Raw genomic sequence first — 24,146 nt, forward strand, 5'->3', positions numbered from 1 at the left:
GAGACGACGATGACGGATGGGACCGCTGGGACGGCTGGGACGGGTACGGGGACTGTCGCGGGGCTGCTGCTGGCCGCGGGCGGTGGCCGCCGCCTCGGAGGCCGGCCCAAGGCCCTGCTGCCGTTCCGCGGGCGGCCCCTGATCGACCACGGGATTCGCGTGCTGCGCGACGGCGGCTGCGCCACGGTCACCGCCGTGCTCGGCGCCGCGGCGGACGAGGTGCGTGCCGCGACGCCGCCGGGCGCGGCCCGGATCGCGGTGAACCCCGACTGGGCCGGCGGTATGGGGTCCTCGCTGCGGGTCGGCCTGGCGGCGCTGCCGGACGACGCGTCGGCGGCCGTCGTCATGCTGGTCGACATGCCCGGCGTCACGGCCGCCGCCGTCGCGCGGCTGATCGCCGCGTACCGGACCGGCGGCTCCGAGCTCGTCGCCGCGGCGTACGACGGCCGCCGAGGGCACCCGGTGCTCTTCGCGGCGCGCTGGTGGCCCGACATCGCCGCGAGCGCGCGGGGCGACGCGGGCGCGCGGGCCTTCCTCGCGGCCCACCGGGACGCCCTGCGGCTCGTCGAGTGCGGGGACGTCGCCGACGGGCGCGACATCGACACCCCCGACGACCTGCCGCGGCTCGGCGGCCCGGAGAAGGCGGGGTAGCGGGCGGGCGTCGTCGTACGGGGCCCTCAGGGCGTCCCGCCCACCGACGCCTCCATCCGCGCGATCACCCGCAGCACTTCGGAGCGGTTCACCGCCGAGGTGATCCAGGCCGGCAGCCGCGAGACCAGCGTCATGCGGATGCCCTCCTCGGTCCACGCGTCCCCCCGCAGCTCCGCCGCGACGAAACGGCGGATCAGCGCGAGGTGGTTGAGGTTGTACGCCCACAGCAGCCCGTGCCGTGTCGACGCCTGCAACCACAGCGGCAGCGAGAAGTACGGGTCGTTCATGTGCGTGGCGTCCGCACTCGGCATCGAGTAGACGCCCGAGTCCTTGTCGCGCGTGTGCCCGCACTGCGCGCACACCAGGCGCCGCGCCTGGAACGGCGACATCACCGCCCGGCGCGGGTGGACGACCACCCGTGCCAAGGCCTCGCAGGCCGGGCAGCGGATCAGGATCTCGTCCATGAAGTCGTAGATGGTCGACAGGTCGTCGCGGAACCGCGGCGGAGACTCCGATGGCACCATCGCTTCGGGCACACTCCTCTCACGACATGGGAAGTGCGCGACCCGTCCGGGCGGATTCGGCGGCGCCGCCCCGGCCCCCGTCACATTCGAGGGACACCCCTCTTGCGGCATCCACCGACGAACGTCGGCGCGCGCCCCATGCTTGCGGTGTCGGGGCGTGAGTACATGAGTGTCCGTACCTAGGTATCCGGTGCGTTCAGGCACGGCGAACTCCCGCCGCTCCCGCGGCCGTTGCCCGCGGCTCCGGATCCCTCGCGGAACCCGCCGGTCCGACCGGGTGTTCAGGTCAGGCCGGCGCGGCGGGCCAGGGTGGCGGCGGCGGTGGCGACGTCGCGGGCGATGGTGTCCTCGTCGGCTCGGGTCAGGCGGTCGTTCTCCACGACGGGGACGCCGTTGACCAGGAGCAGCGTGAGCGGCGCCGCGGCGCCGAGGACGAGGGCGGCGACCTTGTCGGCGATGCCGGCGTGGCGGAGGCCGTCCATCCGCCACAGGGCGAGGTCGGCGAGCTTGCCGGGTTCGATGCTGCCGATCTCCCGGTCGCGGCCGAGGACTTGAGCGCCGCCGAGGGTCGCGACGCGCAGGGCCTGACGGGCGGTCAAGGCGTCGGCTCCCCAGGCCACCCGGTTGAGCAGGAGCAGGTTGCGCAGTTCCGTGGCGAGTTCGCCGGCTTCGTTGGAGGCGGAGCCGTCCACCCCGAGGCCGACGCGAACACCGGCGCGGAGCAGGTCGGGTACGCGTGCGACCCCGGCCGCCAGCCGCGCGTTCGAGGACGGGCAGGTGGCGACGCCCGTTCCGGTGGCGGCGAACTTGGCGATGTCGGAGTCGCCCATGTGGACGGAATGCGCGATCCACACGTCGTCGCCGAGCCAGCCGACCGATTCGAAGTAGTCGGTCGGGCCCATTTTGAACAACTCGCGGCAGTACCGCTCCTCTTCGAGCGTCTCCGAGCCGTGCGTGTGCAGGCGTACGCCTTTGCGCCGCGCCAACACCGCGGACTCGCGCATGAGTTCGGTGGACACCGAGAACGGCGAGCACGGCGCCGCGGCGATGCGCAGCATCGAGCCGAACGACGGGTCGTGCCAGCGGTCGATCGCGGCCTCGGTCGCGGCCAGGGCCTCGTCGGTGGTCTCGACGGCGTTGTCGGGCGGCAGTCCGCCGTCCTTGCGGCTGCGGTCCATCGAGCCGCGCGTGGGGTGGAAGCGCAGGCCGAGTTCGGCGACGGCGGCGATCTCGGCGCCGAGGATGTCGCCCGCGCCGCGCGGGAAGACGTACGCGTGGTCGGCGGCCGTCGTGCACCCGGAGGTGAGCAGTGCGGCGGCGGAGCCCTGTGCGGCGGCGTGGCACAGCTCGTCGTCGATCCTCGCCCACGTCGGATACAGCTCGACGAGCCAGTCGAACAGGATGGCCTGCTGGGCGAATCCGCGCGTCAGCCACTGGTAGAAGTGGTGGTGGGTGTTGACCAGGCCGGGGGTCAGGAGATGGCCGGACGCGTCGATCCGGCGTACGGCGCCCGGGACTTCGGGGGCCGGACCGGCCCCCACCGCCTCGATGCGGTTGCCCGCGACGACGACGTGGCCGGACGTGAACTCGGTGTCGCCGGGGTCGACGGTCGCGATGTGCGCGTTGTCGATCACGATGCGGGCGACGGGGGCCGGCTCGTGTGCGGTGGTCACAGGTGTCCGCCTCTTTCCGTCGGCATCGCGGGGTCCCTCGGGCATTGTCTGTCGTTTTTCCGCCCGAAGCGGTCGATGCCGACCGGAAAGAGGAGGCGGGACGAGCGGTGCCGGACGGTCACCGGTCGTTGAAGATGTCCTTCAGGTCGGTGCACGCCCGGATCAGGACGTCGCGGGCGCGGTCGACCTGTTGTGCCGTGAGGCCGGCGTGCCCGGCCGCCGTGTCGATCTCGGAGCGGAAGCAGTCGAACAGACGCTCGAATTCGGTCGGGTCGCCGCGGTCGGTCCCGCTTCGGCGGGACCGGGAGCCGGCGCCCGGGCCGGAGTCGGACGCGGATGCGGACTTGGGCCCGGGGGCGGCCCCGGACTCGGAACCGGATTTGGCCCCGGACGCCGGCTCGGACGGGGTTTGCGCCGTGTCCTCGCGCCCCGGGGTCCCGCGTCCCGCGTCGCCCGGCTCCCCGGTGCCGCCGACGCCGTCGGCCTCCTCGCCCCACGGATCCGCCGCGGGCGCGGGCCCTCCCGCCCGCTTGCCGGCCGCCGGGTCCGGGCCGAAGCGCTTGCGCAGTTCGTCCTCGAGATGCCGGGTGTGGTGCTCGGTGATGCCCGCGAGGCCCTGGGCCAGGCCCTCCGCGAGGTCGACCATCTTCTGGGAGAGCGCGGGGCCGAGGTTCTGCGCCCACGCCGAGACGGGGTCGTGGCGGCCGGAGCGCTGCCAGGGGCGGTGCGCCGAGGAGTCCGTGCGCCGGGCGTCGTCCTGGACGTCGCGCGCCGCCTGCCGCAGTTCGTCGCGCAGGTTGCGGGCGGACGTACGGACCTCGTCGCGGATCTCGCGGGCGCGCTCGTAGACCGACGCGCGGATCTCCGCCTCCAGCGCGTCGAGTTCCGCCCGGCGGTCGGCGAGTTCGGCGCGTCCGGCGTCGGTGATGCGGTAGACCTTACGGCCCCCCTCCACCGAGTGCGTGACGAGGCCTTCCTGTTCGAGTTTCGCGAGGCGCGGGTAGACGGTGCCGGCCGACGGCGCGTACAGCCCGAAGAAACGGTCCTGCAACAGGCGGATGATCTCGTAGCCGTGCCGCGGGTTCTCGTCGAGCAGCTTGAGCAGATACAGCCGAAGGCGGCCGTGGCCGAAGACCGGGGTCATCTCATTCCTCCGTACATACCCCCGCACTCGGGCGGGGGAGGAGATCCGTTCCTTGCGTGGGGCCCGCCCTGCCCGCTGCCCGGTCCGCCGGGGCGGCGGTGACGGCCCGGCGAGCCGGTGCGGGGCCGGGGCGGAACGCTCCGGGCGGCGACCGGCGACGAAGGGGAGCCCTCGGCGCGGGCCTCGGGTGCCCCTGGTCACGAGGGGGAGGACGTCAAGCTCTTGCCCTTCCTTCCGGGATCCGGCGCGGGGCGGCGCAGCAGTGCGACGTCCCCGGAGGCCGAGTTGATCCGCAACCGACCGGTTCCCTCGCCCAACGTGCCGACCAGCCGGGAAGTTCCGAAGCCTGAACGTACGTTCAGCCCCGCGAACGCCGATCCCACCGTTCCGCCCGACGAGCGTACGTCGACGTCGACGTCGCCGTCATGCGGCAGACGCACGGTCAACGCCCCTGACACCGTTGCCAGTTGTACGTCGTTCCGGCCGAACGCGTCCAAATCCATGACCATCGCGCCGGACACCGACTGCGCGCGCACGCGCCCGCCCGTGCCCTCGACCAGCGTGAGGTCGCCGGAGACCGTGGCCACCCGGACGTCGCCCGCGAGCGATTCGGCCTCGACGCTGCCCGCGACCGTGCCCACGTCGACCGCGCCGGTCAGGCCGACGAGCGTGACCCCGCCCGCGACGGTGCGCACGGTGACCGCGCCGTGGACGCCGGACACCGTCGTGTGCGCGGACAGCACGCCGAGGTCGATCGCGCAGTCCCACGGCACCGCGAGCGACACCGCGCAACTGCGCCCGCGCACCCGGCGGTCGAACCAGTGCTTCGGCCCCTTGCGGGCCAAGTCCTCGTAGTCCACCGTGAGTTCCCCGGAGGCCGCGTCGTGGCGCACCCGCAGGGGCGGTCCCTCGATCGCGGTGATCTCCAGGTGGGCCGGCCCGTCCGTGCCGACGACGTCGACGATCCCGGCGACCGCGCGCACGCGTACGACCCGCACCGGTTCGACGTCCAACACCCGAGGTGCGGCGACGGTCCATCGCGACATGGGCTTACCTCCCCCTTCCGGCCGCACGCGTCCGGCCGCCACGGAGGCGACGGGTGCGGCGCACGCATGGACTGGCGGTCGCGATACGCGATATATCGCGTGCCTCTCCGTTCCACGATATATCGCGTCGGCGCGGCGTCAAGAGGTGGCGCGACGTGTTCCGTTCCCGACCGCGCTCAGCCCTCTACCCGCACACGTCCGGCACGGGCGCGCCAGACCGACCAGACCGCCGCGTACATGACCAGCGCGACCGCCGCCCAGCGGCCGAAGCCGGTCGCCACGGAGAAGCCGACGACGTCGAAGGGCTGTCCGACATACGCCCGGGTCGTCCGTATCGCGCCGAAGACGCCCGCGAGCGTCAGCGCCCCGAGGATCACCACGCGCGCCGCGACGGGCAGCCGCGGCGCCGCCGGCGGATGGGCGGGGAGCGCGGCACAGCGCCGCGCGCCCCACCACGCGAGCGCGACCAGGCCGACGCCCGAACCGACGTACTGGAGCACGCTGAACCACGGCCTGCCGTCGGGCAGGAAACTCGGATCGCGCAGCCACGGCGCGACGTGGGCGACACCGGGGTCGTCGTGGTGCGTGAACGCGTCCCAGCCGATATGGGTCAAAGCGCCGAGCCACGCGGAGACCGTGAACCAGCCGAGCGCGCCGAGGAGTTCGCCGCGCACGGGACGCCCCTCGCGGCGTGCCGCGCGCAAGGCGGCGGGCAGGCGCGGCAGCAGCGGTTGTTCGACGCGTGCGCGCACCGCGTCGGGCAGCAGGGCCAGCAGCGGACGGAGCAGCAGCAGGTGCCACACGGCGACGGCGACCGCGGTCAGGCCCAGGTCGTACATCATCACGCCCGGGACCATGCCGTGCGTCTCGAAGCGGCCCACGGTGAACGGCAGGAAGCCGAAGTCGACGAAGAGCACCGCGTCGGGCGCCATCGCCCCGAACGCGAGGGCCGACGCGACCAGCGGGCCGCGCCGCCCGCCGACGCCGGTCCGGGTGCCGCCCTGCAGCGGGAGGACGGCGGCGATGTGGCTGACGGTGAACGGCATCGGAGTCCCGGGTCGAGGGCGGTCGCGGCGGGGCCGACGGAATTCGCGCGCTCGCCCGTGGAGACACCCATGGCGCCGTCTCCACGGTTGTAGGACTCGCGGCGCCGACCGGTGGTTCCCCGTCGGTTGGACGCGGCCTGCTCCCGGCCACGACCGCCGAGGCCCGCGCCCCCGTACGCCCCCGCGGCGGCGTACGGCGTCCCGCCCGGCGAGCCGGGACGAGGCCGACCCGCACCGCGCGTCGCTCGGCGTCGCCGCGGTCACGCCGCCACAACGCCCCCGCGGCGGGTACCGGCCGTCCGCCCGGTACCCGCCCGCCGGGTCACTCCTCCTCGTCGTCCAGCCGCGCGAGCCAGGTCGCGAGCCGTTCGACCGGCGTCTCGAACTCCGGGTTCAGGTCGACGAACGTCCGCAGCTGCTCGGCCAGCCACGCGAGGCTGACCTCGTCGTCGCCGCGCCGGCTCTCCAGTTCCTCGATACCCCGGTCGGTGAAGTACACGGTCGCTCCCAGATCTCCTCGCCGGGACGCGTGTGCACCAGGCGTCCCGACACCCTCCACAACGGGGTCCGCCCCGGCGCGTCGTACGCACCGGGGCGGACCCGCGAAACCGACTCCCGGATCAGCCGAGCGCTTCCGCGACCAGCTCGGCCTGCTCGGCCTCGTGCCGCTTCGCCGAGCCGACCGCCGGCGACGACGCCGCCGGGCGGGCGATGCGGCGCGGCGTCGGAAGACCCGCCTCGACCAGGTTCAGCGCGATGAACGGCCACGCGCCCTGGTTGGCCGGCTCCTCCTGGGCCCACACCAGCTCCAGGCCGTTGCCGTACCGCTCCATGCCGTAGCGGGTCAGCTCGGCCCGCATCTCCTCGGTCGGCAGCGGGTAGAGCCGCTCGACCCGCACGATCGCGACGTCGTTCGCGCCGGACTTGTTCCGCTGCGACTCGAGGTCGTAGTAGAACTTGCCGGACGTCATGACGACGCGGCGCACCTTCTTCGGGTCCACCGACGCGTCGCCGATGACCGGGCGGAACTCACCCGACGTGAACTCCTCGATCTTCGACCCGGCGGCCTTGAGGCGCAGCATCGACTTCGGGGTGAACACCACCAGCGGCTTGTGGTGCGGGTTGTGCGCCTGCCAGCGCAGCAGGTGGAAGTAGTTGCTGGGCAGCGTCGGCGACGCGACCGTCATGTTGTTCTGCGCGCACAGCTGGAGGTAGCGCTCGATGCGCGCCGAGCTGTGGTCCGGGCCCTGGCCCTCGTAGCCGTGCGGCAGCAGGAGCACGACGCCCGAGTGCTGGCCCCACTTCTGCTCGGCCGACGAGATGAACTCGTCCATGATGGTCTGCGCGCCGTTGGCGAAGTCGCCGAACTGCGCCTCCCACAGCACCAGGGCGTTCGGCCGGGCGAGCGAGTAGCCGTACTCGAAGCCCATCGCGGCGAACTCGCTGAGCAGCGAGTCGTACACGGTGTACTTCGCCTGCTCGGGGGTCAGGTTGGCGAGCGGCGTCCACTCGCCGCCCGACTCGCGGTCGACGAGCACCGCGTGGCGCTGGCCGAACGTGCCGCGCCGCGAGTCCTGGCCGACCAGGCGGACCGGGTGGCCCTCCATGAGCAGCGACCCGAACGCGAGCGTCTCGCCCATCGCCCAGTCGATCGTGCCGTCCTCGACCATCGCCGCGCGGCGCTGCAACTGCGGCTGGAGGCGCGGGTGGACGGTGAAGCCGTCGGGCAGCGAGACCTGCGACTCGACGATGCGCTTGACCGTCTCGGAGGCGATCGGCGTCGCCGCCGGGGACGGGAACTCCGGCAGGCGCGGCGGCTCGGCGTGCGCCGGCAGTTGCGCGGTGGTCGCCTCGCGGACCTCGGCGAACACCTTCTCCAGCTGGTCCTGGTAGTCCTTCAGCGCCTGCTCGGCCTCTTCGACGGTGATGTCGCCGCGGCCGATCAGCGCCTCGGTGTAGAGCTTGCGGACCGAGCGCTTCTTGTCGATCAGGTCGTACATCAGCGGCTGCGTGAACGACGGGTTGTCGGCCTCGTTGTGGCCGCGGCGCCGGTAGCAGATCATGTCGATCACGACGTCCTTGTGGAACACCTGCCGGTATTCGAACGCCAGTTGCGCGACGCGGACGCACGCCTCGGGGTCGTCCCCGTTGACGTGGAAGATCGGCGCCTCGACCATACGGGCCACGTCGGTGGCGTACATCGACGAGCGCGACGCCGTCGGCGCGGCGGTGAAGCCGACCTGGTTGTTGATCACCACGTGGACGGTGCCGCCGGTGCGGTAGCCGCGCAGCTGCGACATGTTGAGCGTCTCGGCCACCACGCCCTGGCCCGCGAAGGCCGCGTCGCCGTGCAGCAGCAGCGGCAGCACGGTGAAGCCCGCGCCGGCCATGTCGATGATGTCCTGCTTGGCGCGGACGACGCCCTCCAGGACCGGGTTGACGGCCTCCAGGTGCGACGGGTTCGCGACCAGCGACACCTTGACCTGCGCGCCGTCCTCGGAGGTGAACGTGCCCTCGGCGCCGAGGTGGTACTTCACGTCGCCCGAGCCGTGCATCGACTTGGGGTCGATGTTGCCCTCGAACTCGCGGAAGACCTGCGCGTAGCTCTTGCCGACGATGTTCGTCAGCACGTTGAGCCGGCCGCGGTGCGCCATACCGATCGCGACCTCGTCGAGCCCGGCCTCGGCGGCGGCCGACAGGACCGCGTCGAGCAGCGGGATGGTCGACTCGCCGCCCTCCAGCGAGAACCGCTTCTGGCCGACGTACTTCGTCGCGAGGAACGTCTCGAACGCCTCGGCGGCGTTGAGCTTGCGCAGCACCCGCAGCTGGTCCTCGCGGTCCGGCTTGGTGTGCGGGACCTCGACGCGCTCCTGGATCCAGCGGCGCTGCTGCGGGTCCTGGATGTGCATGTACTCGACGCCGACCGTGCGGCAGTACGAGTCGCGCAGCACGCCGAGGACGTCGCGCAGCGTCATCATCGACTGCCCGGCGAAGCCGCCGACCGCGAACTCGCGCTCCAGGTCCCACAGCGTCAGCCCGTGCTCGACGACGTCGAGGTCCGGGTGGCGGCGCTGCTTGTACTCCAGCGGGTCGGTGTCGGCCATGAGGTGGCCGCGCACGCGGTACGAGTGGATCAGCTCCTGCACGCGCGCCGTCTTGTTGACGTCGTCCTCGTGGCTCGCCGAGATGTCCTGCACCCAGCGCACCGGCTCGTACGGGATGCGCAGGGAGGCGAAGATGTCGTCGTAGAACCCGCCCTCGCCCAGGAGGAGCTGGTGCATGCGACGCAGGAACTCGCCCGACTGCGCACCCTGGATGATCCGGTGGTCGTAGGTGCTGGTCAGCGTGAGGATCTTGCTCACCGCGAGGCGGGCCATGGTGTCCGAGGACGCGCCCTGGAACTCCGCGGGGTACTCCATCGCGCCGACGCCGATGATGGTGCCCTGCCCGGGCATCAGGCGCGGCACGGAGTGCACGGTGCCGATCCCGCCGGGGTTGGTCAGCGAGATGGTGACGCCGGCGAAGTCGTCGACCGTGAGCTTGTTGGAGCGTGCCCGGCGCACGATGTCCTCGTACGCCTGCCAGAAGGCGAAGAAGTCCATCTCTTCGGCCTTCTTGATCGCCGCGACGACGAGCTGGCGGTCGCCGTTGGCCTTGGTCAGGTCGATCGCGAGGCCGAGGTTGATGTGCTCGGGCTTGACCAGGAACGGCTTGCCGTCCTTCTCCTGGTAGCCGTGGTTCATCTGCGGCATCGACTTGAGCGCCTGGACCAGCGCGTAGCCGATGAAGTGGGTGAAGGAAACCTTTCCGCCACGCGCCCGCTTGAGGTGGTTGTTGACCACGATGCGGTTGTCGATGAGCAGCTTCGCCGGCACGGCGCGCACGCTGGTCGCGGTCGGGATGGTGAGGCTGGCGTCCATATTGGACACCACGCGGGCGGCCGGGCCCTTGAGGGCGACGGTCTCCGGGCCCGCGCTCGCGGCGGCCGGGGGCTGCGGGGCGGGGGCGGGCTTGGCGAGGGTCGACGGCGGGTCGGCGGGGGTCGGCTTGGCGGGCGCCACGGCGCTGCCGGACACGCCGCTGGTGACCATCGGGTGGCTGGACGCCGGTGCCGGTGTCGTCGCCGCGGTGCCGGCGGCGGGCGCCGGGGCGGCAGGGGCCGCGGGTGCTGCTGGGGTCGGTGCGGGCGCGGCACCGGCGGTGCCGGGCGCACTCGGAGTGCTGGTGGTGATGGGACCGCTCCGGTTCGACGAGTCTGCGGCAGGTGCGGTTACCGCGTCTCCGCTGGGCTTGTAGTCGGCGAAGAAATCCCACCAGGCTCGGTCCACAGAATTGGGGTCCTGTAGGTACTGCTGGTAGATCTCGTCGACAAGCCACTCGTTGGGGCCGAAGCTGGCCATCGGGTTGCTGGGGGACTGTGACGACACGGCGGCAACCGCCCTCTTCCGCTTCCTGGGGTGGTGGACAGCGGGAAACAAGGCTACGCCCTTTCGGGCATGCCGCGCAGGCTCTCGGTCTTTCGCGTCGCGTAGATCACAGAGAGATGACCGATGACGGGATAATTGTCCATTTCACTACGATTTCGCGTGACGGATTGTGAGAACCGGAGCGTCGGCACCTATCCATAAAGCGCCCGCTGTTGTCGCCTTGCCCACCCCTACCTGTGGGTGCGACCGTACAACTGTGCGGGACGCCGGGTTGTGAGGTATGTCGGCCTCACGGACGGTCATCATTCGGACGTCCGTGCTTCCACTTCGGGCCGCCGCGGCCGGAACGCTACGGCGTCTCCTTCGCGGGCGCCGGGAGCACCACGCGGATGCGGCAGCCGTACAACGACTCGGCGACCACGATGTCGCCGCCGTGCAGCGCCACCGCCCACCGCGTGATCGCCAGGCCGAGCCCCGTCCCGCCGCCCTCGCGCCGCCCGCCGCCGCCCTGGTACGGCACCGCGGCCCCCTCGCCGCCGCGGATGAACCGCTCGAAGACGCGCGTACGCTCCTCGCGCGGGATCCCCGGCCCCTGGTCCTGCACCTCGAGCCGCAGGCTGCCGACGCCTTCGTGCTGGTGCGCGTGCAGGCTGACCCGGCCGCCCGGCGGCGAGTGCCGGCACGCGTTCGCCAGCAGGTTCGTGACCACCTGGTGCAGCCGCTCCGGATCGGCGACGGCGGTCAGGGACGCCGGTTCGACGTCGACGACGAAGACCACGTCGTGGCCCAGCGCCTCGGCCTCGCGCAGCACCGCCTCCAGGAACGGCCGTACCGCGAACTCGCGCACCCGCAGCGGCACCACCCCGGCGTCGATCCGCGACAGGTCCAGCAGATCGGCGACCAGGCGGCCGAGGCGTTCGGTCTGGGTGAGGGCCTGCGCCAGATGTTCCTTGTCGGGCTCCTGCACGCCGTCGACCATGTTCTCCAGCAGCGCCCGCAGCCCCGCGATCGGCGTGCGCAGCTCGTGCGAGACGTTCGCGACCAGCTCGCGCCGGTGCCGGTCGACCTGTTCCAGGTCCGAGGCCATGCGGTTGAACGCGCTGGCCAGCTGCCCGACCTCGTCGCGGGACGTGTCGCGCACGCGCCGCGAGTAGTCGCCGCGGGCCATCGCCCGCGCGGCGGCGGTCATCTCCCGCAGCGGCGAGGTCATACCGTGCGCGAGGAGCAGCGTCACCGCGAGAGAGGCCAGCGACGTCGCCACGAACGTGTACCGGAACTGCACCTCCGCGCGCAGCCCCAGGATGATGAACAGCGTCGAGACGAACACCGACGCGACGACCAGCACGCCGAGCTTGATCTTGAGCGACCGCAGCGGGTCGAGCGGCCGGAGGTTCAGCCAGTCGGGGCGGCTCACCCGCTCACGCCCCGGCCTGCCCGGCGCGGTCGCCGGCGCCCGCGGTGCCCGGCGTCTCCAGCGCGTAGCCGACGCCGTGCACGGTCCGGATCCACTCCGCGCCGAGCTTGCGGCGCAGCGCCTTGATGTGCGAGTCGACCGTACGCGTGCCCGACGCGTCCACCCAGTCCCACACCTCGGCGAGCAGCTGCTCCCGCGACAGCACCGCCCGCGGACGTGACGCCAGACACACCAGGAGGTCGAACTCGGTCGGGGTCAGGTGCACTTCGGTGCTGTCCAGGTGCACCCGCCGCTGCGTGCGGTCGACGCGGAGCGGGCCGAGCCGCATCGCCTCCGGCTCGGTCTGCCGCGCGGCGGCCTCGGCCCGCTCCATGCGCCGCAGCAGCACGTGTACGCGCGCGACCAGCTCGCGCATCGAGAACGGCTTGGTCATGTAGTCGTCCGCGCCGACGGCCAGGCCCACCAGCAGGTCGGTCTCGTCGTCGCGGGCGGTCAGCATCAGCACCGGGACCGCGGGGTGCGCCGCGTGGATCCGGCGGCACACCTCCAGCCCGTCCAGGCCGGGGAGCATGACGTCCAGCACGACCATGTCGGGCCGGGCCTCCTCGGCGGCGGCCACGGCGGCGGGCCCGTCCGCCGCGACGACGGTGCTGAACCCCTCGTTGCGCAGCCGCGCGGCGACCGCTTCCGCGATGGTCGGCTCGTCCTCCACCACGAGGACGAGGCGCTGGTCGCCGGGGCCGGCACCGCGCTGCGCGGGGAGGGACGGCGGGGGCAGGGGCGCGTGGTCCGTCATGTACGGCAGCGTACGGAGGGAACAGGGTCGTCCGTACGGCGGTTGAGATTCGTCGGCGGACTCCGTCTCCGGACGGATGTGCGCAGCGTCCCGCGCTCCGTAGCCTTTTCTCGGCGCCGTGCGGGGCGCTTCGCGCTGACGCAACCGAACCATGCCGCACAGGTGTCTGAGAGGTTGCGGTGCGGAGGCCGCGGGTTGTGGCGCGGGTTGACGGACGGCTTAGGCTGGCCTGCGATCCGAGGACTGGCCCGCGGTCCGAAGGACAACACGGGATGGAGATGGGGGAGCGGTGATCAGCAGATTCAAGGCGAGGAGCACCGGTGTACCGGTTCTCGCCGCCGCGGCCGTCCCCGCCGGCGCCGATTCCCTCACCGGCACGGCGGCGGAGGCCGGGAAGCCGGCCGAGCCGACGGAGCCCCCGGATCCCGCCGCGCTGGCGGCGGCGAAGAAGGCCAAGCGCCTGCGCACCGCGCGCGACGCGGTCGGTGAGCTGCTGCTCGTGGCGGCCCTCTTCCTGGTCTACAAGTTCGGCCGCGGCCTCGCGTCGGGGGAGACGGGCAGGGCGTTCGACAACGCCAAGGAAGTCCTCACCCTCCAGAAGACGCTGCGGCTGCCCGACGAGTCCGTCATCCAGAAGTGGTACATCCAGTCCGACTGGCTCGTGTCGGCCGCGAACCAGTACTACGCGTATGTCCACTTCCCGATCACCGTGGCGTTCCTGCTGTGGCTGTGGATCCGCCACCGCGACCACTACAAGTGGGTGCGGAACCTGCTGGCGATCATGACCGGTGTGGCGCTGGTCATCCACATCCTGGTGCCGCTCGCGCCGCCGCGCATGATGCCCGGGTTCACCGACACGGGCCTGGAGGACGGCACGTCCCCGTATTCCGGCGTCGGCGAGAAGATCGCCAACCAGTACGCGGCCATGCCGTCGCTGCACTTCGGCTGGGCCCTCGTCGTCGCGCTCGGCGTGATGGCGGTGTGGTGCAACCGCGACCAGTTCCGCCGCACCGGCAGCAAGCTGATCTGGCTGCACCCGGCGATAACGCTGCTCGTCGTCGTCGTCACCGCGAACCACTACTGGCTCGACGCGTTCGTCGCGACCCTGCTGCTGGCGATGGCGATGGTCATCGTGCCGTTCCCCGACCGCTCGCCGCACGCGAAGCTCATGCGGATAGTGCCCCGGCCCCGCGTACCCGCGCGCTACTGACCCATCCGGGGTCCACGAGGGCCGGAACCCCGCGCGGGTTCCGGCCTTGTTCGTGCGCCCGAGCCCGCGACCGCCGATGATCGAGGTATGGCGGAGACCGGTCGGACCGAAGCCGTCCGCTACGGCTCAGCGGGTGCGCACTGGGTGCTGCTGGCGACGGTGCTGGGATCCGGGATCGTGCTGCTCGACGGCACCGTGGTCAATGTCGCGCTGCCGACGATCGGGCGCGAGCTGGGCGCGTCGGTGGCGTCGCTGCAGTGGATCGTCAACGCGTACACCCTCACCCTCGCGGGCCTGATCCTGCTGGGCGGCGCGCTGGGGGACCGCTACGGCCGCCGCAGGGTCTTCGTCATCGGCGTGACGTGGTTCGCGCTGGCGTCGCTGCTGTGCGGGATCGCGCCGAACGTCGAGATGCTGATCGTCGCGCGGGCGCTCCAGGGCATCGGCGGCGCGCTGCTGACACCGGGCTCGCTCGCGATCATCCAGGCGACCTTCGCGAAGGACGACCGAGCCCGGGCCGTCGGCGCGTGGTCCGGCCTCGGCGGCGTCGCCACCGCGATCGGGCCGTTCCTGGGCGGGTGGCTGGTCGACTCGGTCAGCTGGCGGTTGATCTTCCTGATCAACCTGCCGTTCGCCGCGGTGACGATCGCGGTGGCCCTGCGGCACGTCCCCGAGACGTTCGACCCGAAGGCCACCGGGCGGTTCGACGCCGGCGGTGCCGCGCTCGCCGCCCTGGGGCTCGCCGGCGTCACGTGGTCGCTGATCGCGGCGCCGAACTCGGTGCCGATCGCGGTCGCGGCCGGTCTCGCGGGCGTCGCGGCGGGGGTGGTCTTCGTCGTCGTCGAGCGGCGCGTCCGCGAGCCGATGCTGCCGCCCGGCATCTTCGCGTCCCGGCAGTTCACGGCGGTCAACCTGGTCACGCTGTGCGTGTACGCGGCGCTCAGCGCGGTGCTGTTCTTCCTGGTCATCCAACTCCAGACGGTCTCGGGCTACTCGCCGCAGAACTCGGGCCTCGCGACGCTGCCGATCACCGTGCTGATGCTGCTGCTGTCGGCGCGGTCGGGCGCGCTCGCCAAACGCATCGGCCCCCGGCTGCCCATGACCGTCGGGCCGCTGCTGTGCGCGGGAGGCCTGCTGCTGATGCTGCGCATCGGGCCGGACGCGCCCTACATCAGCGAGGTGCTCCCCGGCGTGGCCCTGCTCGGCCTCGGCCTGTCGGTGACCGTCGCGCCGCTGACCGCGACCGTCCTGGCCTCGGTCGACGTCGCCCAGGCGGGCATCGCCAGCGGCGTCAACAACGCCGCGGCCCGGGCCGCGGGCCTCCTGGCGGTGGCCGGTCTGCCGGCGATCGTCGGGCTGACCGGAAAGGGCTACGAGGTCCCGTCGACGGTCGACTCCGGGTTCGGCACCGCGATGTGGATCTGTGCGGGGCTGCTGGTGGCGGGGGCGGCGCTGGCGTGGCGGACAGTACGCTCCGACGCCCTGGAGGGCCGGCCCGACAAGCCCGCGCACGCGGAACCCCACTGCCGGACGTCCTGCCCGGTGGGCGCGCCGCCGCTGGAGCCGGTGGCGTCCGAGGACCACGACGGCACCGCCTGAACCGCCCGCCGGACCCTCGTGCGGCGTACCGCCGCCCGCCCCGTACCGTGGTCGCCGCAGAGGCCACGGGCCGGGCCTCGGGCACGCGGCCGGCCCAGGAACGGGAGGCGGACCGGACATGGGCGCGCGGCAGGTGGACACCGGGGCGGCCGGGCTGGTGGCGGAGGTCGAGGACGCCGTCGCGACGCTGCGCATCGACCGGCCCGAGGCCAAGGGCGCGCTGACGGCCGCGATGTGGGCCGCGATCCCCGGCATCCTCGCGGGGCTGGCGGCCGACCCCGAGGTGCGCGTGCTCGTCCTGACCGGTTCGGACGGCGTCTTCTCCGCGGGCGCCGACATCCGCGAACTGCGCGACCACTACGCGACGGCCGAGTCCGCCGACGCCTTCCACGCCCTCAACGCGGCGGCCGAGCAGGCGCTCGCGGCATTCCCGAAGCCGACCATCGCCTTCGTGCGGGGCCCGTGTGTGGGCGGCGGCTGCCAGCTCGCCGTCGCCTGCGACCTGCGGTTCGCCGACGAGACCGCCCGGTTCGGGGTGACCCCGGCCAAGCTCGGCATCGTCTACGACGCCGGCTCCACCGTCCGCCTCGCGCGCCTCGTCGGCACCTCGACCGCCAAGTACCTGCTGTTCTCCGCCAAGCTGATGGACAGCGCGCGGGCCCTGCGCGTCGGGCTCGTCGCGGACGTCTTCGCCCCCGACGAGGCCGCCGAGCGGGTGTACGGCTTCGCCCGTACCGTCGCCTCCCGCTCGCAACTGACCGTCCGCGCCGCCAAGGACCTGCTCGCCTCGGACACCCTCGACCCGGAGCGCGTCCGCGCGTGGGAGCAGGCGTCGCGCAACTCCCCCGACGTCCGCGAAGGCCTCACCGCGTTCACCGAGCGCCGCGCACCGGCCTTCACGTGGGGCACGACGCGGTAACCCCAGGCGGGTGACCTCTCCCCCGCTCACCCGCCGAGGGAGATCCGTCGCAGCTCAAGGGACATCTCCGGCGCCGCCCGCGCGCGGCCCGTCTACGCTGGCCGGATCCGCGAGTACGAGCTGAGTTGACCATGGCCGAACAGAGGTCCGACCGAAGGACGAACGCCGTCCGAGCCATCGGCGAATCGGCGATGATCGGTCTCGCGTCGCTCGCCGGCAAGGCGGTCCGCGGCGGGACGCGAGGTGTGCAGGCCGCGGCCGGGCGCGGCCGGAGCGCGGTCGAATCACTGGCCCGGCCCGACAACGCGCCGCGCGTCGTGCCCGGTGCGCGCGTGGATTCGGCCGTGGCACCCCGCCCGTCGGCCAGAGCGGTCGCCCGAAATGAGGCGCGTCGGCAGAGGGCTGCCAGAAGAGAAGCCCGCGCGTGGCGGAACCGTGAGACGGCGCGGCGCCAGGACGGCCAGGACCGGTCCATGAACCTGGCTCAGGAGACTCAGCGCAAAATCTTTGACGCCATCGCCAAGATCGACCGAGCTGAACGTGAACTCCAGGCGCCGAAAAAGTGGTTGGCCGACCGGGTGCGCACCGCGGAGCACAACTCGGACCGCGGCGTCTCACCGCTCTACTTGTGGCAGTCGGGCAACGGCGTGTACGAGGTGCGCGGGGTGGTCCCGGCGGCGGGCGCCGGCGACAAGGGGCTCGACCGGGCCGTCCCGACGGCGAAACCCGACCGCTCGTTCGCGAAGGGCGGCGGCCGGACGGGCGGACGGCAGCCGAAGGGCCGGGCCCGGCGCCGGGCCCGGCGGGCGGCGCGGGCGCGGGAGCGGGCGGACGCGTCGGCCCGGGCGTCGCTCAACGAGGGAACGCCGTCCCTCAAAGGGCTCGATCCGGTGCCCACGCATCTGTCTTCGGTGGCCATCGGGCGGGAAGGCGTACCCGACGAGCGTGACTGGGATCCGCCGGCCACCCTGGTCGAGCGCCCCCGCAACAACCCCTGGGTCGGCGTCGTCACCGTGTCGACGCCTGCCGTGGCGCCGGTCGCGCCACCCGTCGCGGCACCGCGCCGAGCCGCACCGGAACGAGCCGCCGGACGAGGCGCCGAACCCCAAGGCCCGCGCACCACGACGGGCACGTCGCCCGCCGTCGTGCACGGCGTGGGCCCCGCGAGCGCGTCGCTCACGCCCGGCACCGCGCCACGTGCGACGGCGGACTGGTCCGCGCCGACGCACGGCGCCGCCAAGGACCGGGGAGCGGCCGACGCCCGGCGGCCGGGCGTGCGCCGCGAGCTTCGGGGGCCCGCCAACGGACCGAGCCGGTGACCCGGCGCCCGCCACCCCGCAATTGATGTCCATGTACAGTATTTCGTATGAGCGACGAGAAGCCCGAAGGCCCCACACCCGGATTCCTGGTGTGGCGGCTGTCGATGAAGTGGCGCGTCGCCGTGGACCGGGCGCTCGCGCCGCTGGGGCTGACCCACGCGCAGTACTCGCTGCTGGCGTCGCTGCGCGGCATGGCGAAGGCGGGGGTCCGGCCGAGTCAGCGGGAGCTGGCCGACCACTCCGGGCTGGAGGCGCTGTACGTGTCCAAGCTCGCCCGTGCGCTGGAGTCCGACGGGCTCATCCGGCGGCTGCGCGACCCCGACGACAGCCGGGCCGTCCGGTTGTCGCTGACCGAGCACGGGGCCGAGGTCACCGCCGAGGCGGTGGTTGTCGTACACGGGCTGCTCGACCGGCTGGTGGCGCCCCTCGGCGGGCTGGACGGGGACCACACGCGGGAGTTCTGCACCGACCTGCGGCGGCTTCTGGACGTCCGCCCCGACCTGTGACCCGCGGTCACGTCCCCGTGAGGTGTTCCGGGCGCACCGGGACGCGGCGGAGCGGCAGGCCGGTCGCGGCGCGGATCGCGGCCACCACCGCGGGAGTGGCGGAGAGCGCGGACGCCTCGCCGACGCCGCGCAGACCGTACGGCGCGTGCGGGTCGGGGCATTCGAGGACATCCACCCGCATCGGCGGGGTGTCCAGGATGGTCGGGATCAAGTAGTCGGTGAACGACGGGTTCCGGACCCTCGCGTCCGCGACGACGATCTCCTCCATGACCGCGAGCCCCAGCCCCTGCGCCGAGCCGCCGTGCACCTGGCCGAGCACCGCCGCCGGATTCACCATCAGCCCGGCGTCCTGCGCCGCCGCCAGCTCGACCACCTTCACCAGGCCCAGTTCGGTGTCGACGTCGACGACCGCGCGGTGGGCGCAGAAGGTGTGCTGGACGTGCGCGAAGCCCTGCCCGGTCGCCGGGTCGAGTGCCCGCGTCGGGCGGTGCCGGAACACACGGGTCTCCTCGATCGCGGCGCCGTCGAGCAGGTCGGCCAGCTCGGCGACGACCAGGCCGTCCCGTGCGACGACCTTGCCCGCGGTGAGCACGAGCCCGGAGACGACGTCGGCGGACCAGCCGTACCGGCGCATGCCCCGCTCGAAGACCGCCGCGCGCACCGCCTCGCACGCGGTCTTCACCGCTCCGCCGGTCACGTACGTCTGACGCGACGCCGACGTCGACCCGGCCGAGCCGACCCCGGTGTCCGCCGGGCGGCCGGTGACCCGCCCGACCCCCAGCTCGGTGCGGACGATCTGCTCGTGGACCGTGACCCCGCCCTGGCCGACCTCCGCGGCGGCCGTGTGCACCTCGGCGACGGGCTCGCCGCCGACGGCCTCCAGGCGTACCCGCGCGGTCGAGTAGTCGTCGAATCCCTCCGAGAAACCCACGTTCTTGACGCCGACCGCGTAGCCGACCCCGCGTACCACCCCCTCGCCGCGCGTGGCGTTCGCCACCCCGCCCGGGAAGTTGCGGGGGTCCGCGTCCGCCGGGGGCGGCAGGGGCATGTCCCGGACCCTCCGCAGCAATTCGGCCACCGGCGCGGGGGCGTCGACGACCTGCCCGGTCGGCAGCACCGAGCCCTCTTGGAGCGCGTTGCGGCAGCGCAGCTCCACCGGGTCCATGCCCAGCGCGGCGGCGAGCCGGTCCATCTGCGACTCGTACGCGAAGCACGCCTGCACGGCACCGAAGCCGCGCATCGCGCCGCACGGCGGGTTGTTGGTGTAGTAGGCGGCGGCCTCCACCGCGACGTGCGGCACCACATAGGGGCCGACCCCCAGCGACGCCGCGTTGCCCACCACGGCGGCCGAGGTCGACGCGTACGCGCCGCCGTCCAGACTGATCCGCGCGCCGACGTAGACCAGCCTCCCGTCGCGGGTCGCGCCGTGCTCGTACGCGAGCCGCGCCGGATGCCGGTGCACGTGGCCGAAAAACGACTCCTCGCGCGAGTAGACGATCTTGACCGGTCGACCGGTGTGCAGCGCGAGAAGGCACGCGTGCACCTGCATCGAGATGTCCTCGCGCCCGCCGAACGCCCCGCCGACACCCGCGAGCGTCAGCCGCACCTTCTCCGGCGGCAGCCCCAGCACGGGGCACATCTGCCGCTGGTCGGCGTGCATCCACTGGGTGGCGACGTACAGGTCGACGCCGCCGTCCTCGGCCGGCACCGCGAGACCCGATTCCGGCCCTAGGAACGCCTGGTCCTGCATGCCGACCTCGTACTCGTGCCGCACGACCACGTCGGCCAGCGCCCGGACCTCGTCGGTCACCCCGAGGCCCGCGACGACGCGCTGGCGGTGGACGACGTTCCCGGCCTCGCGGGCCTTGTACTCTCCCGGTTCGTGCACGTGGCCGTTCGCCCCGGTGTCGGCGGCCTCGGCGGCATCGGTGATCGGGGCCATCACCTCGTACTCCACCGCGATGCGCGCCGCCGCGCGCCGCGCGGTCTCGGGGTGGTCCGCCGCGACGATCGCGACCGGCTCGCCGTGGTAGCGCACCCGGTCGATCGCCAGCACCGGCTGGTCGGTGATCTCCAGGCCGTAGAACTTCTCGCCGGGGATGTCCTCGTGGGTCAGCACCGCGTGCACGCCCGGCAGCGCGACCGCCTCGGTGATGTCGATCGCGAGAATGCGGGCACGCGGATGCGGGCTGCGCAGCGTCGTCCCCCACAACATGTCCTCGTGCCACAGGTCGGAGCCGAACGCGAACGCGCCCCGGACCTTGAGCACGCCGTCCGGGCGCGCCGCGGACGTGCCGACACCGCCCGGGGCCGACACGGTCGTGTGCGGGAGGCCGGCCGGGGTTCCGGGCGTCGTGTCCGCCACGTCAGCTCGCCCCTTCCGCACCGGCCGGGTCCGTCTCGGCGCCGGCCCGGCGCCCGGCCGCGAGCCGCACGGCGTCCATGATCTTCTCGTAGCCCGTGCACCGGCACAGGTTTCCCGACAACGCCTCGCGGATGTCCGCGTCGCTCGGCCGCGGCGTCGCCGCGAGGAGGGCGTGCGCCTGGACGAGCAGCCCCGGCGTACAGAAGCCGCACTGCACCGCGCCCGCGTCGAGGAACGCCTGCTGCACGGGGGCAAGCCGCTCGCCGGCCGCGAGCCCTTCGACCGTGCGGACATCACGCCCCTGCGCCTGCCCGGCCGCGACGAGGCACGCACACACGGTCGCCCCGTCCAGATAGACCGTGCAGCTTCCGCATTCGCCCTGCTCACACGCGTTCTTGGAACCCGGCAGGCCCAGCCGCTCGCGCAGCACGTACAGCAGGCTCTCGCCCTCCCAGACGTCGTCCGCCTCGGTCCGGCGCCCGTTCACCGTGAATGTGACCCTCATGCCGCCGCCCTCCGGTAGTCGTCCCAGGCCCACGCGAGGGTGCGGCGCGCCATCACCGCCAGCGCGTGGCGCCGGTACGCCGCGGAACCGCGCACGTCGTCGATCGGCGCCGCCGCCTCGGCCACCAACGCGCCGAAGCGCCGCACGGCCGCCTCCGCGAGCCGCCCGCGCGACGCCCACAACCCCGCGTCGCCCAACTCGGCGGCCAGGAACTCCTCGGCGGCGGGCGCCCGTACCGGCGTCGGCGCGACCGAACCGAGCCCGGTGCGCACGGCCCCGGTCGCCGGGTGCAGGCCGACCGCGAACGAGCACACCGCGATCACCATCGCGTTGCGCGTCCCGATCTTCGCGAACTGCTGCGGCCCGGTCGCCGACGGGATGTGCACCGTCCTGATCAGCTCGTCCGGCTCCAGCGCGTTGCGCTTGACGCCGCGGAAGAAGTCATCGATCGGGATCATCCGCGCACCGCGCCCGGCCGACCCGACCTCGACCCGGGCGCCGGACGCCAGCAGCGCCGGATGCGCGTCGCCCGCGGGGGAGGCCGAGCCGAGATTGCCCCCGACGCCGCCCCGATTGCGGATCTGCGGCGACCCGATCGTGCGCGCGGCGAGCGCCAGACCCGGAAGGCGGCCGGCGAGGTCGTCGATGACCCGTGTGTACGGCACCGACGCCCCGAGCCGGACGACGCCGTCCCCGACCTCGTGGTCCCGCAACTCGGGGACGAGGGACAGGTCGATCAGCACGTCGGGGCGCAGCCGGTCGAAGTTGAGGTCGACCATGACGTCCGTACCACCGGCGATCGGCACCGCCGACGGGTGCGCGGCCTTCGCGGCCAGCGCCTCGTCCCAGGTCGCGGGGCGCAGGAACTCCATGGCGGGATGCCCTCCTGTCGAACCCGGGGACCGCACCGTCCACGAAACGGAAGTGAGGGACCGGGAAGCGCCTCGCCGCTCCCGGCCCCTCACCTGTGCGCGTCGGCCATGGAGGCCGCGGTACTCCCTGTCACACCCGCTGCCGCACGTGCGGTCACGCCTGGTTGAAGAATCCGTCGTGGTTGTTGTTGCCCGGGTCGCCGGTCAACAGGGCGACATCGCCGGGCAGCAGCAGGAACACCCGCTTCGCGAGACGCTCCATCGTGCCGCGCCGCCCGAAGGTCAGGCCGGACGCGAAATCGACCACCCGCTTGGCGTCCGACTCGTCCATCGCGGTCAGGTCGATGACGACCGGGATGTCCTTCCGGAAGTATTCGCCTATCGCGCGGGCCTCGTGGTAGCTCTTCGGGTGTACGACCGCGATCCGCGATGTCGGCTTCGTGACGCCCGCCGCAGCCGCGCGGGCCGCGAAGATCTCCGACGCCGGAACGACGCTCCCCTCCAGGGGGCGCGAGCGTGATTCCTCCGGCTCGTCGTCGTAGACCCAGCCGGCGTCCACGTCGTCTTCCTCGTCGTAGGACCCTGTGTCGTACGCGCCCCTGCCGGTGCGGTACATGTCGTCGTCCTCGTCCCCCGAACCGAGCCCGAGCCAGGAGCCGGCCTTGCGCAGCGCGCCCATGGGCACCTCCCTCTCCGCTCGCCCCGGCCCCGCCCGGGTTATGTCGTTGTCCTCCACTCGACCGCACTGTATGCCAGTACCTGTCCTGTTGGACCGGCGACGCGCGATCCTGGAGGACATTTGTCGACCTGGGATACTCCGGGGCCATACCGGGGCCTTGGGAGTGCACCATGCTGCCGCAGCAAGTCCCGTGAGACCAGCGGCATTTCCCCCATCCGTGAGAACGGCCGGAAAGTGCCGGGCGGTTGCGGAGATCGCGAACTCCCGCGAATTCCAAGGAGGTTCGTACCGGAAACGGAGAATTCCGCGCCCGTTCAGGTGATATCGAGGATGATTCACGCCATTTGTCGAGGATTCGGGGTCGATGCTCGATTCGTACGGCCCCGCGACGGGCGCCGCACCCGCGTGCGTCGGCTTCCCCACCGGCTTAGCGTGGAAGTCACCGGGCGAGCGTTGCTGGAGGAGGCCATGGACGTGGGCGAGCTGGGGCCAGTCGACGCGATCGTGCTCGGTTTTCCCGGCCGACGGCTGACGCGATCCGTCCTGGAGGCCGTCGACGAGGTCGAGGCGCGGGGCGACGTCCGCGTCATCGACATGCTCATCGTGATCAAGGACGTGGACGGCGAGATCACCCACCACGAGATCAGCGAGTACGAGGACCTGCGCGACATGGCCGCCGAGGTCGCCGCCCGCCGCATGCTCGGCCTCGCCGGCGAGAGCGACGTCGAGCAGATCGGCCTGATCATGCCTCCCGACTCCCTTGTCATGGTCGTCTTCGTGGAGAACATCTGGGCCCGCGAAGTCGCCGTACGCATCCGCGAGGCCGGCGGCCGACTCCTCTCCTACACGCGCCTCCCCCAAGCCACCCTCGACGACGTAGAGGAACACATCGAGTCCTCCGCGACCCCAGGAGACCCCCCCAACACCGGAGACTAGCCCCCACCGCAAAAAGCCCCGCCACCCCACCACCACAGGCAGACCCCGACGCACCGGAGCCACGAGCGGCACAACCCCCGCCCCCAAGCAACGCAACAAAAGCACCCCCGCCCACACCAACCGATGCGCCGGGGTTGCGGGTGGCGAGGCCGCGCAAAAACAACGAAGACGCCCCGCCCCACGCTCTCCGCGGCCACGGACCCGCCACGGGCAAGGCACCCAAGTCCCCCCGCCCACCCAACCGCCGCCCGTACGAATCCGATGCGCCGGGGGTGCGGGTGGCGAAGCCCCCGCCCGCGCGGCGAAGCCGCGCAAAAACAACGAAGACGCCCCGCCCCACGCTCTCCGCGGCCACGGACCCGCCACGGGCAAGGCACCCAAGTCCCCCCGCCCACCCAACCGCCGCCCGTACGAAACCGATGCGCCGGGGGTGCGGGTGGCGAAGCCCCCGCCCGCGCGGCGAAGCCGCGCAAAAACAACGAAAGCGACCCGGCCCACGCTCTCCGTGGGCACAG

Annotated in this window: 20 protein-coding genes; 7 read left to right on the forward strand and 13 right to left on the reverse strand. The window is 72.8% G+C overall.

Annotation, left to right across the window (positions count from 1 at the left end):
- Positions 1-9 precede the first annotated feature (9 nt).
- Positions 10-651, forward strand: a complete 642-nt coding sequence (locus LO772_RS22165) for a nucleotidyltransferase family protein (RefSeq protein ID WP_231773777.1) — start codon at positions 10-12, stop codon at positions 649-651.
- Positions 652-677: 26 nt separating this feature from the next.
- Here LO772_RS22165 and LO772_RS22170 read toward each other — a convergent pair whose 3' ends face one another.
- From LO772_RS22170 to LO772_RS22210, 9 genes are all read right to left on the reverse strand, one after another.
- The gene (locus tag LO772_RS22170) at positions 678-1,175 is read right to left on the reverse strand and encodes a hypothetical protein (protein WP_231773778.1); all 498 of its coding nucleotides are present in this window, start codon (positions 1,173-1,175) and stop codon (positions 678-680) included.
- Between the two features lie 281 nt (positions 1,176-1,456).
- Entirely contained in the window at positions 1,457-2,848 is a 1,392-nt protein-coding gene (locus tag LO772_RS22175; RefSeq protein ID WP_231773779.1) for an 8-oxoguanine deaminase, read from the reverse strand.
- Between the two features lie 118 nt (positions 2,849-2,966).
- Complete coding sequence (locus LO772_RS22180; protein WP_231773780.1) at positions 2,967-3,992, reverse strand: helix-turn-helix transcriptional regulator; 1,026 nt, start codon at positions 3,990-3,992, stop codon at positions 2,967-2,969.
- 197 nt (positions 3,993-4,189) lie between these two features.
- On the reverse strand, positions 4,190-5,038 hold the full coding sequence (locus tag LO772_RS22185) for a DUF4097 family beta strand repeat-containing protein (protein ID WP_231773781.1): 849 nt from the start codon (positions 5,036-5,038) through the stop codon (positions 4,190-4,192).
- Between the two features lie 176 nt (positions 5,039-5,214).
- Positions 5,215-6,084, reverse strand: a complete 870-nt coding sequence (locus tag LO772_RS22190; protein ID WP_231773782.1) for a DUF4184 family protein — start codon at positions 6,082-6,084, stop codon at positions 5,215-5,217.
- A gap of 322 nt (positions 6,085-6,406) precedes the next feature.
- A complete protein-coding gene (locus tag LO772_RS22195; protein WP_231773783.1) occupies positions 6,407-6,583 on the reverse strand; it encodes a DUF6104 family protein in 177 nt (58 codons plus the stop codon).
- Between the two features lie 121 nt (positions 6,584-6,704).
- Positions 6,705-10,484: a multifunctional oxoglutarate decarboxylase/oxoglutarate dehydrogenase thiamine pyrophosphate-binding subunit/dihydrolipoyllysine-residue succinyltransferase subunit gene (locus LO772_RS22200; protein WP_231779674.1), complete on the reverse strand. Its 3,780-nt coding sequence runs from the start codon at positions 10,482-10,484 to the stop codon at positions 6,705-6,707.
- Between the two features lie 376 nt (positions 10,485-10,860).
- Positions 10,861-11,925, reverse strand: coding sequence for a HAMP domain-containing sensor histidine kinase (locus tag LO772_RS22205; protein ID WP_231773784.1), 1,065 nt, complete (start codon positions 11,923-11,925; stop codon positions 10,861-10,863).
- A gap of 4 nt (positions 11,926-11,929) precedes the next feature.
- Positions 11,930-12,721: a response regulator transcription factor gene (locus LO772_RS22210; protein ID WP_231773785.1), complete on the reverse strand. Its 792-nt coding sequence runs from the start codon at positions 12,719-12,721 to the stop codon at positions 11,930-11,932.
- A 289-nt stretch (positions 12,722-13,010) separates the two neighbouring features.
- Here LO772_RS22210 and LO772_RS22215 point away from each other — a divergent pair, with 289 nt between their 5' ends.
- The 5 genes from LO772_RS22215 to LO772_RS22235 all read left to right on the forward strand — a co-directional run bounded on the left by LO772_RS22215 (position 13,011) and on the right by LO772_RS22235 (position 18,274).
- A complete protein-coding gene (locus LO772_RS22215; protein ID WP_231773786.1) occupies positions 13,011-13,931 on the forward strand; it encodes a phosphatase PAP2 family protein in 921 nt (306 codons plus the stop codon).
- An 87-nt stretch (positions 13,932-14,018) separates the two neighbouring features.
- Positions 14,019-15,530, forward strand: coding sequence for an MFS transporter (locus LO772_RS22220; protein WP_231773787.1), 1,512 nt, complete (start codon positions 14,019-14,021; stop codon positions 15,528-15,530).
- 118 nt (positions 15,531-15,648) lie between these two features.
- Positions 15,649-16,449, forward strand: a complete 801-nt coding sequence (locus LO772_RS22225) for an enoyl-CoA hydratase/isomerase family protein (protein WP_231773788.1) — start codon at positions 15,649-15,651, stop codon at positions 16,447-16,449.
- A gap of 473 nt (positions 16,450-16,922) precedes the next feature.
- Entirely contained in the window at positions 16,923-17,768 is an 846-nt protein-coding gene (locus LO772_RS22230; RefSeq protein ID WP_231773789.1) for a hypothetical protein, read from the forward strand.
- Between the two features lie 47 nt (positions 17,769-17,815).
- Positions 17,816-18,274: a MarR family winged helix-turn-helix transcriptional regulator gene (locus LO772_RS22235; protein ID WP_231773790.1), complete on the forward strand. Its 459-nt coding sequence runs from the start codon at positions 17,816-17,818 to the stop codon at positions 18,272-18,274.
- 7 nt (positions 18,275-18,281) lie between these two features.
- Here LO772_RS22235 and pucD read toward each other — a convergent pair whose 3' ends face one another.
- The 4 genes from pucD to LO772_RS22255 all read right to left on the reverse strand — a co-directional run bounded on the left by pucD (position 18,282) and on the right by LO772_RS22255 (position 22,695).
- A complete protein-coding gene (gene pucD, locus LO772_RS22240) occupies positions 18,282-20,639 on the reverse strand; it encodes a xanthine dehydrogenase subunit D (protein WP_231773791.1) in 2,358 nt (785 codons plus the stop codon).
- A gap of 1 nt (position 20,640) precedes the next feature.
- Complete coding sequence (locus tag LO772_RS22245; RefSeq protein WP_231773792.1) at positions 20,641-21,144, reverse strand: (2Fe-2S)-binding protein; 504 nt, start codon at positions 21,142-21,144, stop codon at positions 20,641-20,643.
- Entirely contained in the window at positions 21,141-22,016 is an 876-nt protein-coding gene (locus LO772_RS22250) for an FAD binding domain-containing protein (protein ID WP_231773793.1), read from the reverse strand. The genes LO772_RS22245 and LO772_RS22250 overlap by 4 nt, the downstream gene beginning before the upstream one ends.
- 154 nt (positions 22,017-22,170) lie before the next feature.
- Positions 22,171-22,695 carry a cell division protein SepF gene (locus tag LO772_RS22255; protein ID WP_231773794.1) on the reverse strand — a complete coding sequence of 175 codons (525 nt, stop codon included), beginning with the start codon at positions 22,693-22,695 and terminating at the stop codon, positions 22,171-22,173.
- Positions 22,696-23,127: 432 nt separating this feature from the next.
- Here LO772_RS22255 and LO772_RS22260 point away from each other — a divergent pair, with 432 nt between their 5' ends.
- Positions 23,128-23,631, forward strand: coding sequence for a DUF6325 family protein (locus tag LO772_RS22260; RefSeq protein WP_231773795.1), 504 nt, complete (start codon positions 23,128-23,130; stop codon positions 23,629-23,631).
- Positions 23,632-24,146 lie beyond the last annotated feature (515 nt).

This window comes from Yinghuangia sp. ASG 101 (assembly GCF_021165735.1).
In the GTDB taxonomy this organism is placed as follows: domain Bacteria; phylum Actinomycetota; class Actinomycetes; order Streptomycetales; family Streptomycetaceae; genus Yinghuangia.

Coding starts and splice junctions, on each gene's coding strand:
- LO772_RS22165 (WP_231773777.1), top strand. CDS start 10: ATGACGGATGGGACCGCTGGGACGGCTGGGACGGGTACGGGGACTGTC.
- LO772_RS22170 (WP_231773778.1), bottom strand. CDS start 1,175: ATGGTGCCATCGGAGTCTCCGCCGCGGTTCCGCGACGACCTGTCGACC.
- LO772_RS22180 (WP_231773780.1), bottom strand. CDS start 3,992: ATGACCCCGGTCTTCGGCCACGGCCGCCTTCGGCTGTATCTGCTCAAG.
- LO772_RS22185 (WP_231773781.1), bottom strand. CDS start 5,038: ATGTCGCGATGGACCGTCGCCGCACCTCGGGTGTTGGACGTCGAACCG.
- LO772_RS22190 (WP_231773782.1), bottom strand. CDS start 6,084: ATGCCGTTCACCGTCAGCCACATCGCCGCCGTCCTCCCGCTGCAGGGC.
- LO772_RS22200 (WP_231779674.1), bottom strand. CDS start 10,484: ATGGCCAGCTTCGGCCCCAACGAGTGGCTTGTCGACGAGATCTACCAG.
- LO772_RS22210 (WP_231773785.1), bottom strand. CDS start 12,721: ATGACGGACCACGCGCCCCTGCCCCCGCCGTCCCTCCCCGCGCAGCGC.
- LO772_RS22220 (WP_231773787.1), top strand. CDS start 14,019: ATGGCGGAGACCGGTCGGACCGAAGCCGTCCGCTACGGCTCAGCGGGT.
- LO772_RS22225 (WP_231773788.1), top strand. CDS start 15,649: ATGGGCGCGCGGCAGGTGGACACCGGGGCGGCCGGGCTGGTGGCGGAG.
- LO772_RS22230 (WP_231773789.1), top strand. CDS start 16,923: ATGAACCTGGCTCAGGAGACTCAGCGCAAAATCTTTGACGCCATCGCC.
- LO772_RS22235 (WP_231773790.1), top strand. CDS start 17,816: ATGAGCGACGAGAAGCCCGAAGGCCCCACACCCGGATTCCTGGTGTGG.
- LO772_RS22245 (WP_231773792.1), bottom strand. CDS start 21,144: ATGAGGGTCACATTCACGGTGAACGGGCGCCGGACCGAGGCGGACGAC.
- LO772_RS22250 (WP_231773793.1), bottom strand. CDS start 22,016: ATGGAGTTCCTGCGCCCCGCGACCTGGGACGAGGCGCTGGCCGCGAAG.
- LO772_RS22255 (WP_231773794.1), bottom strand. CDS start 22,695: ATGGGCGCGCTGCGCAAGGCCGGCTCCTGGCTCGGGCTCGGTTCGGGG.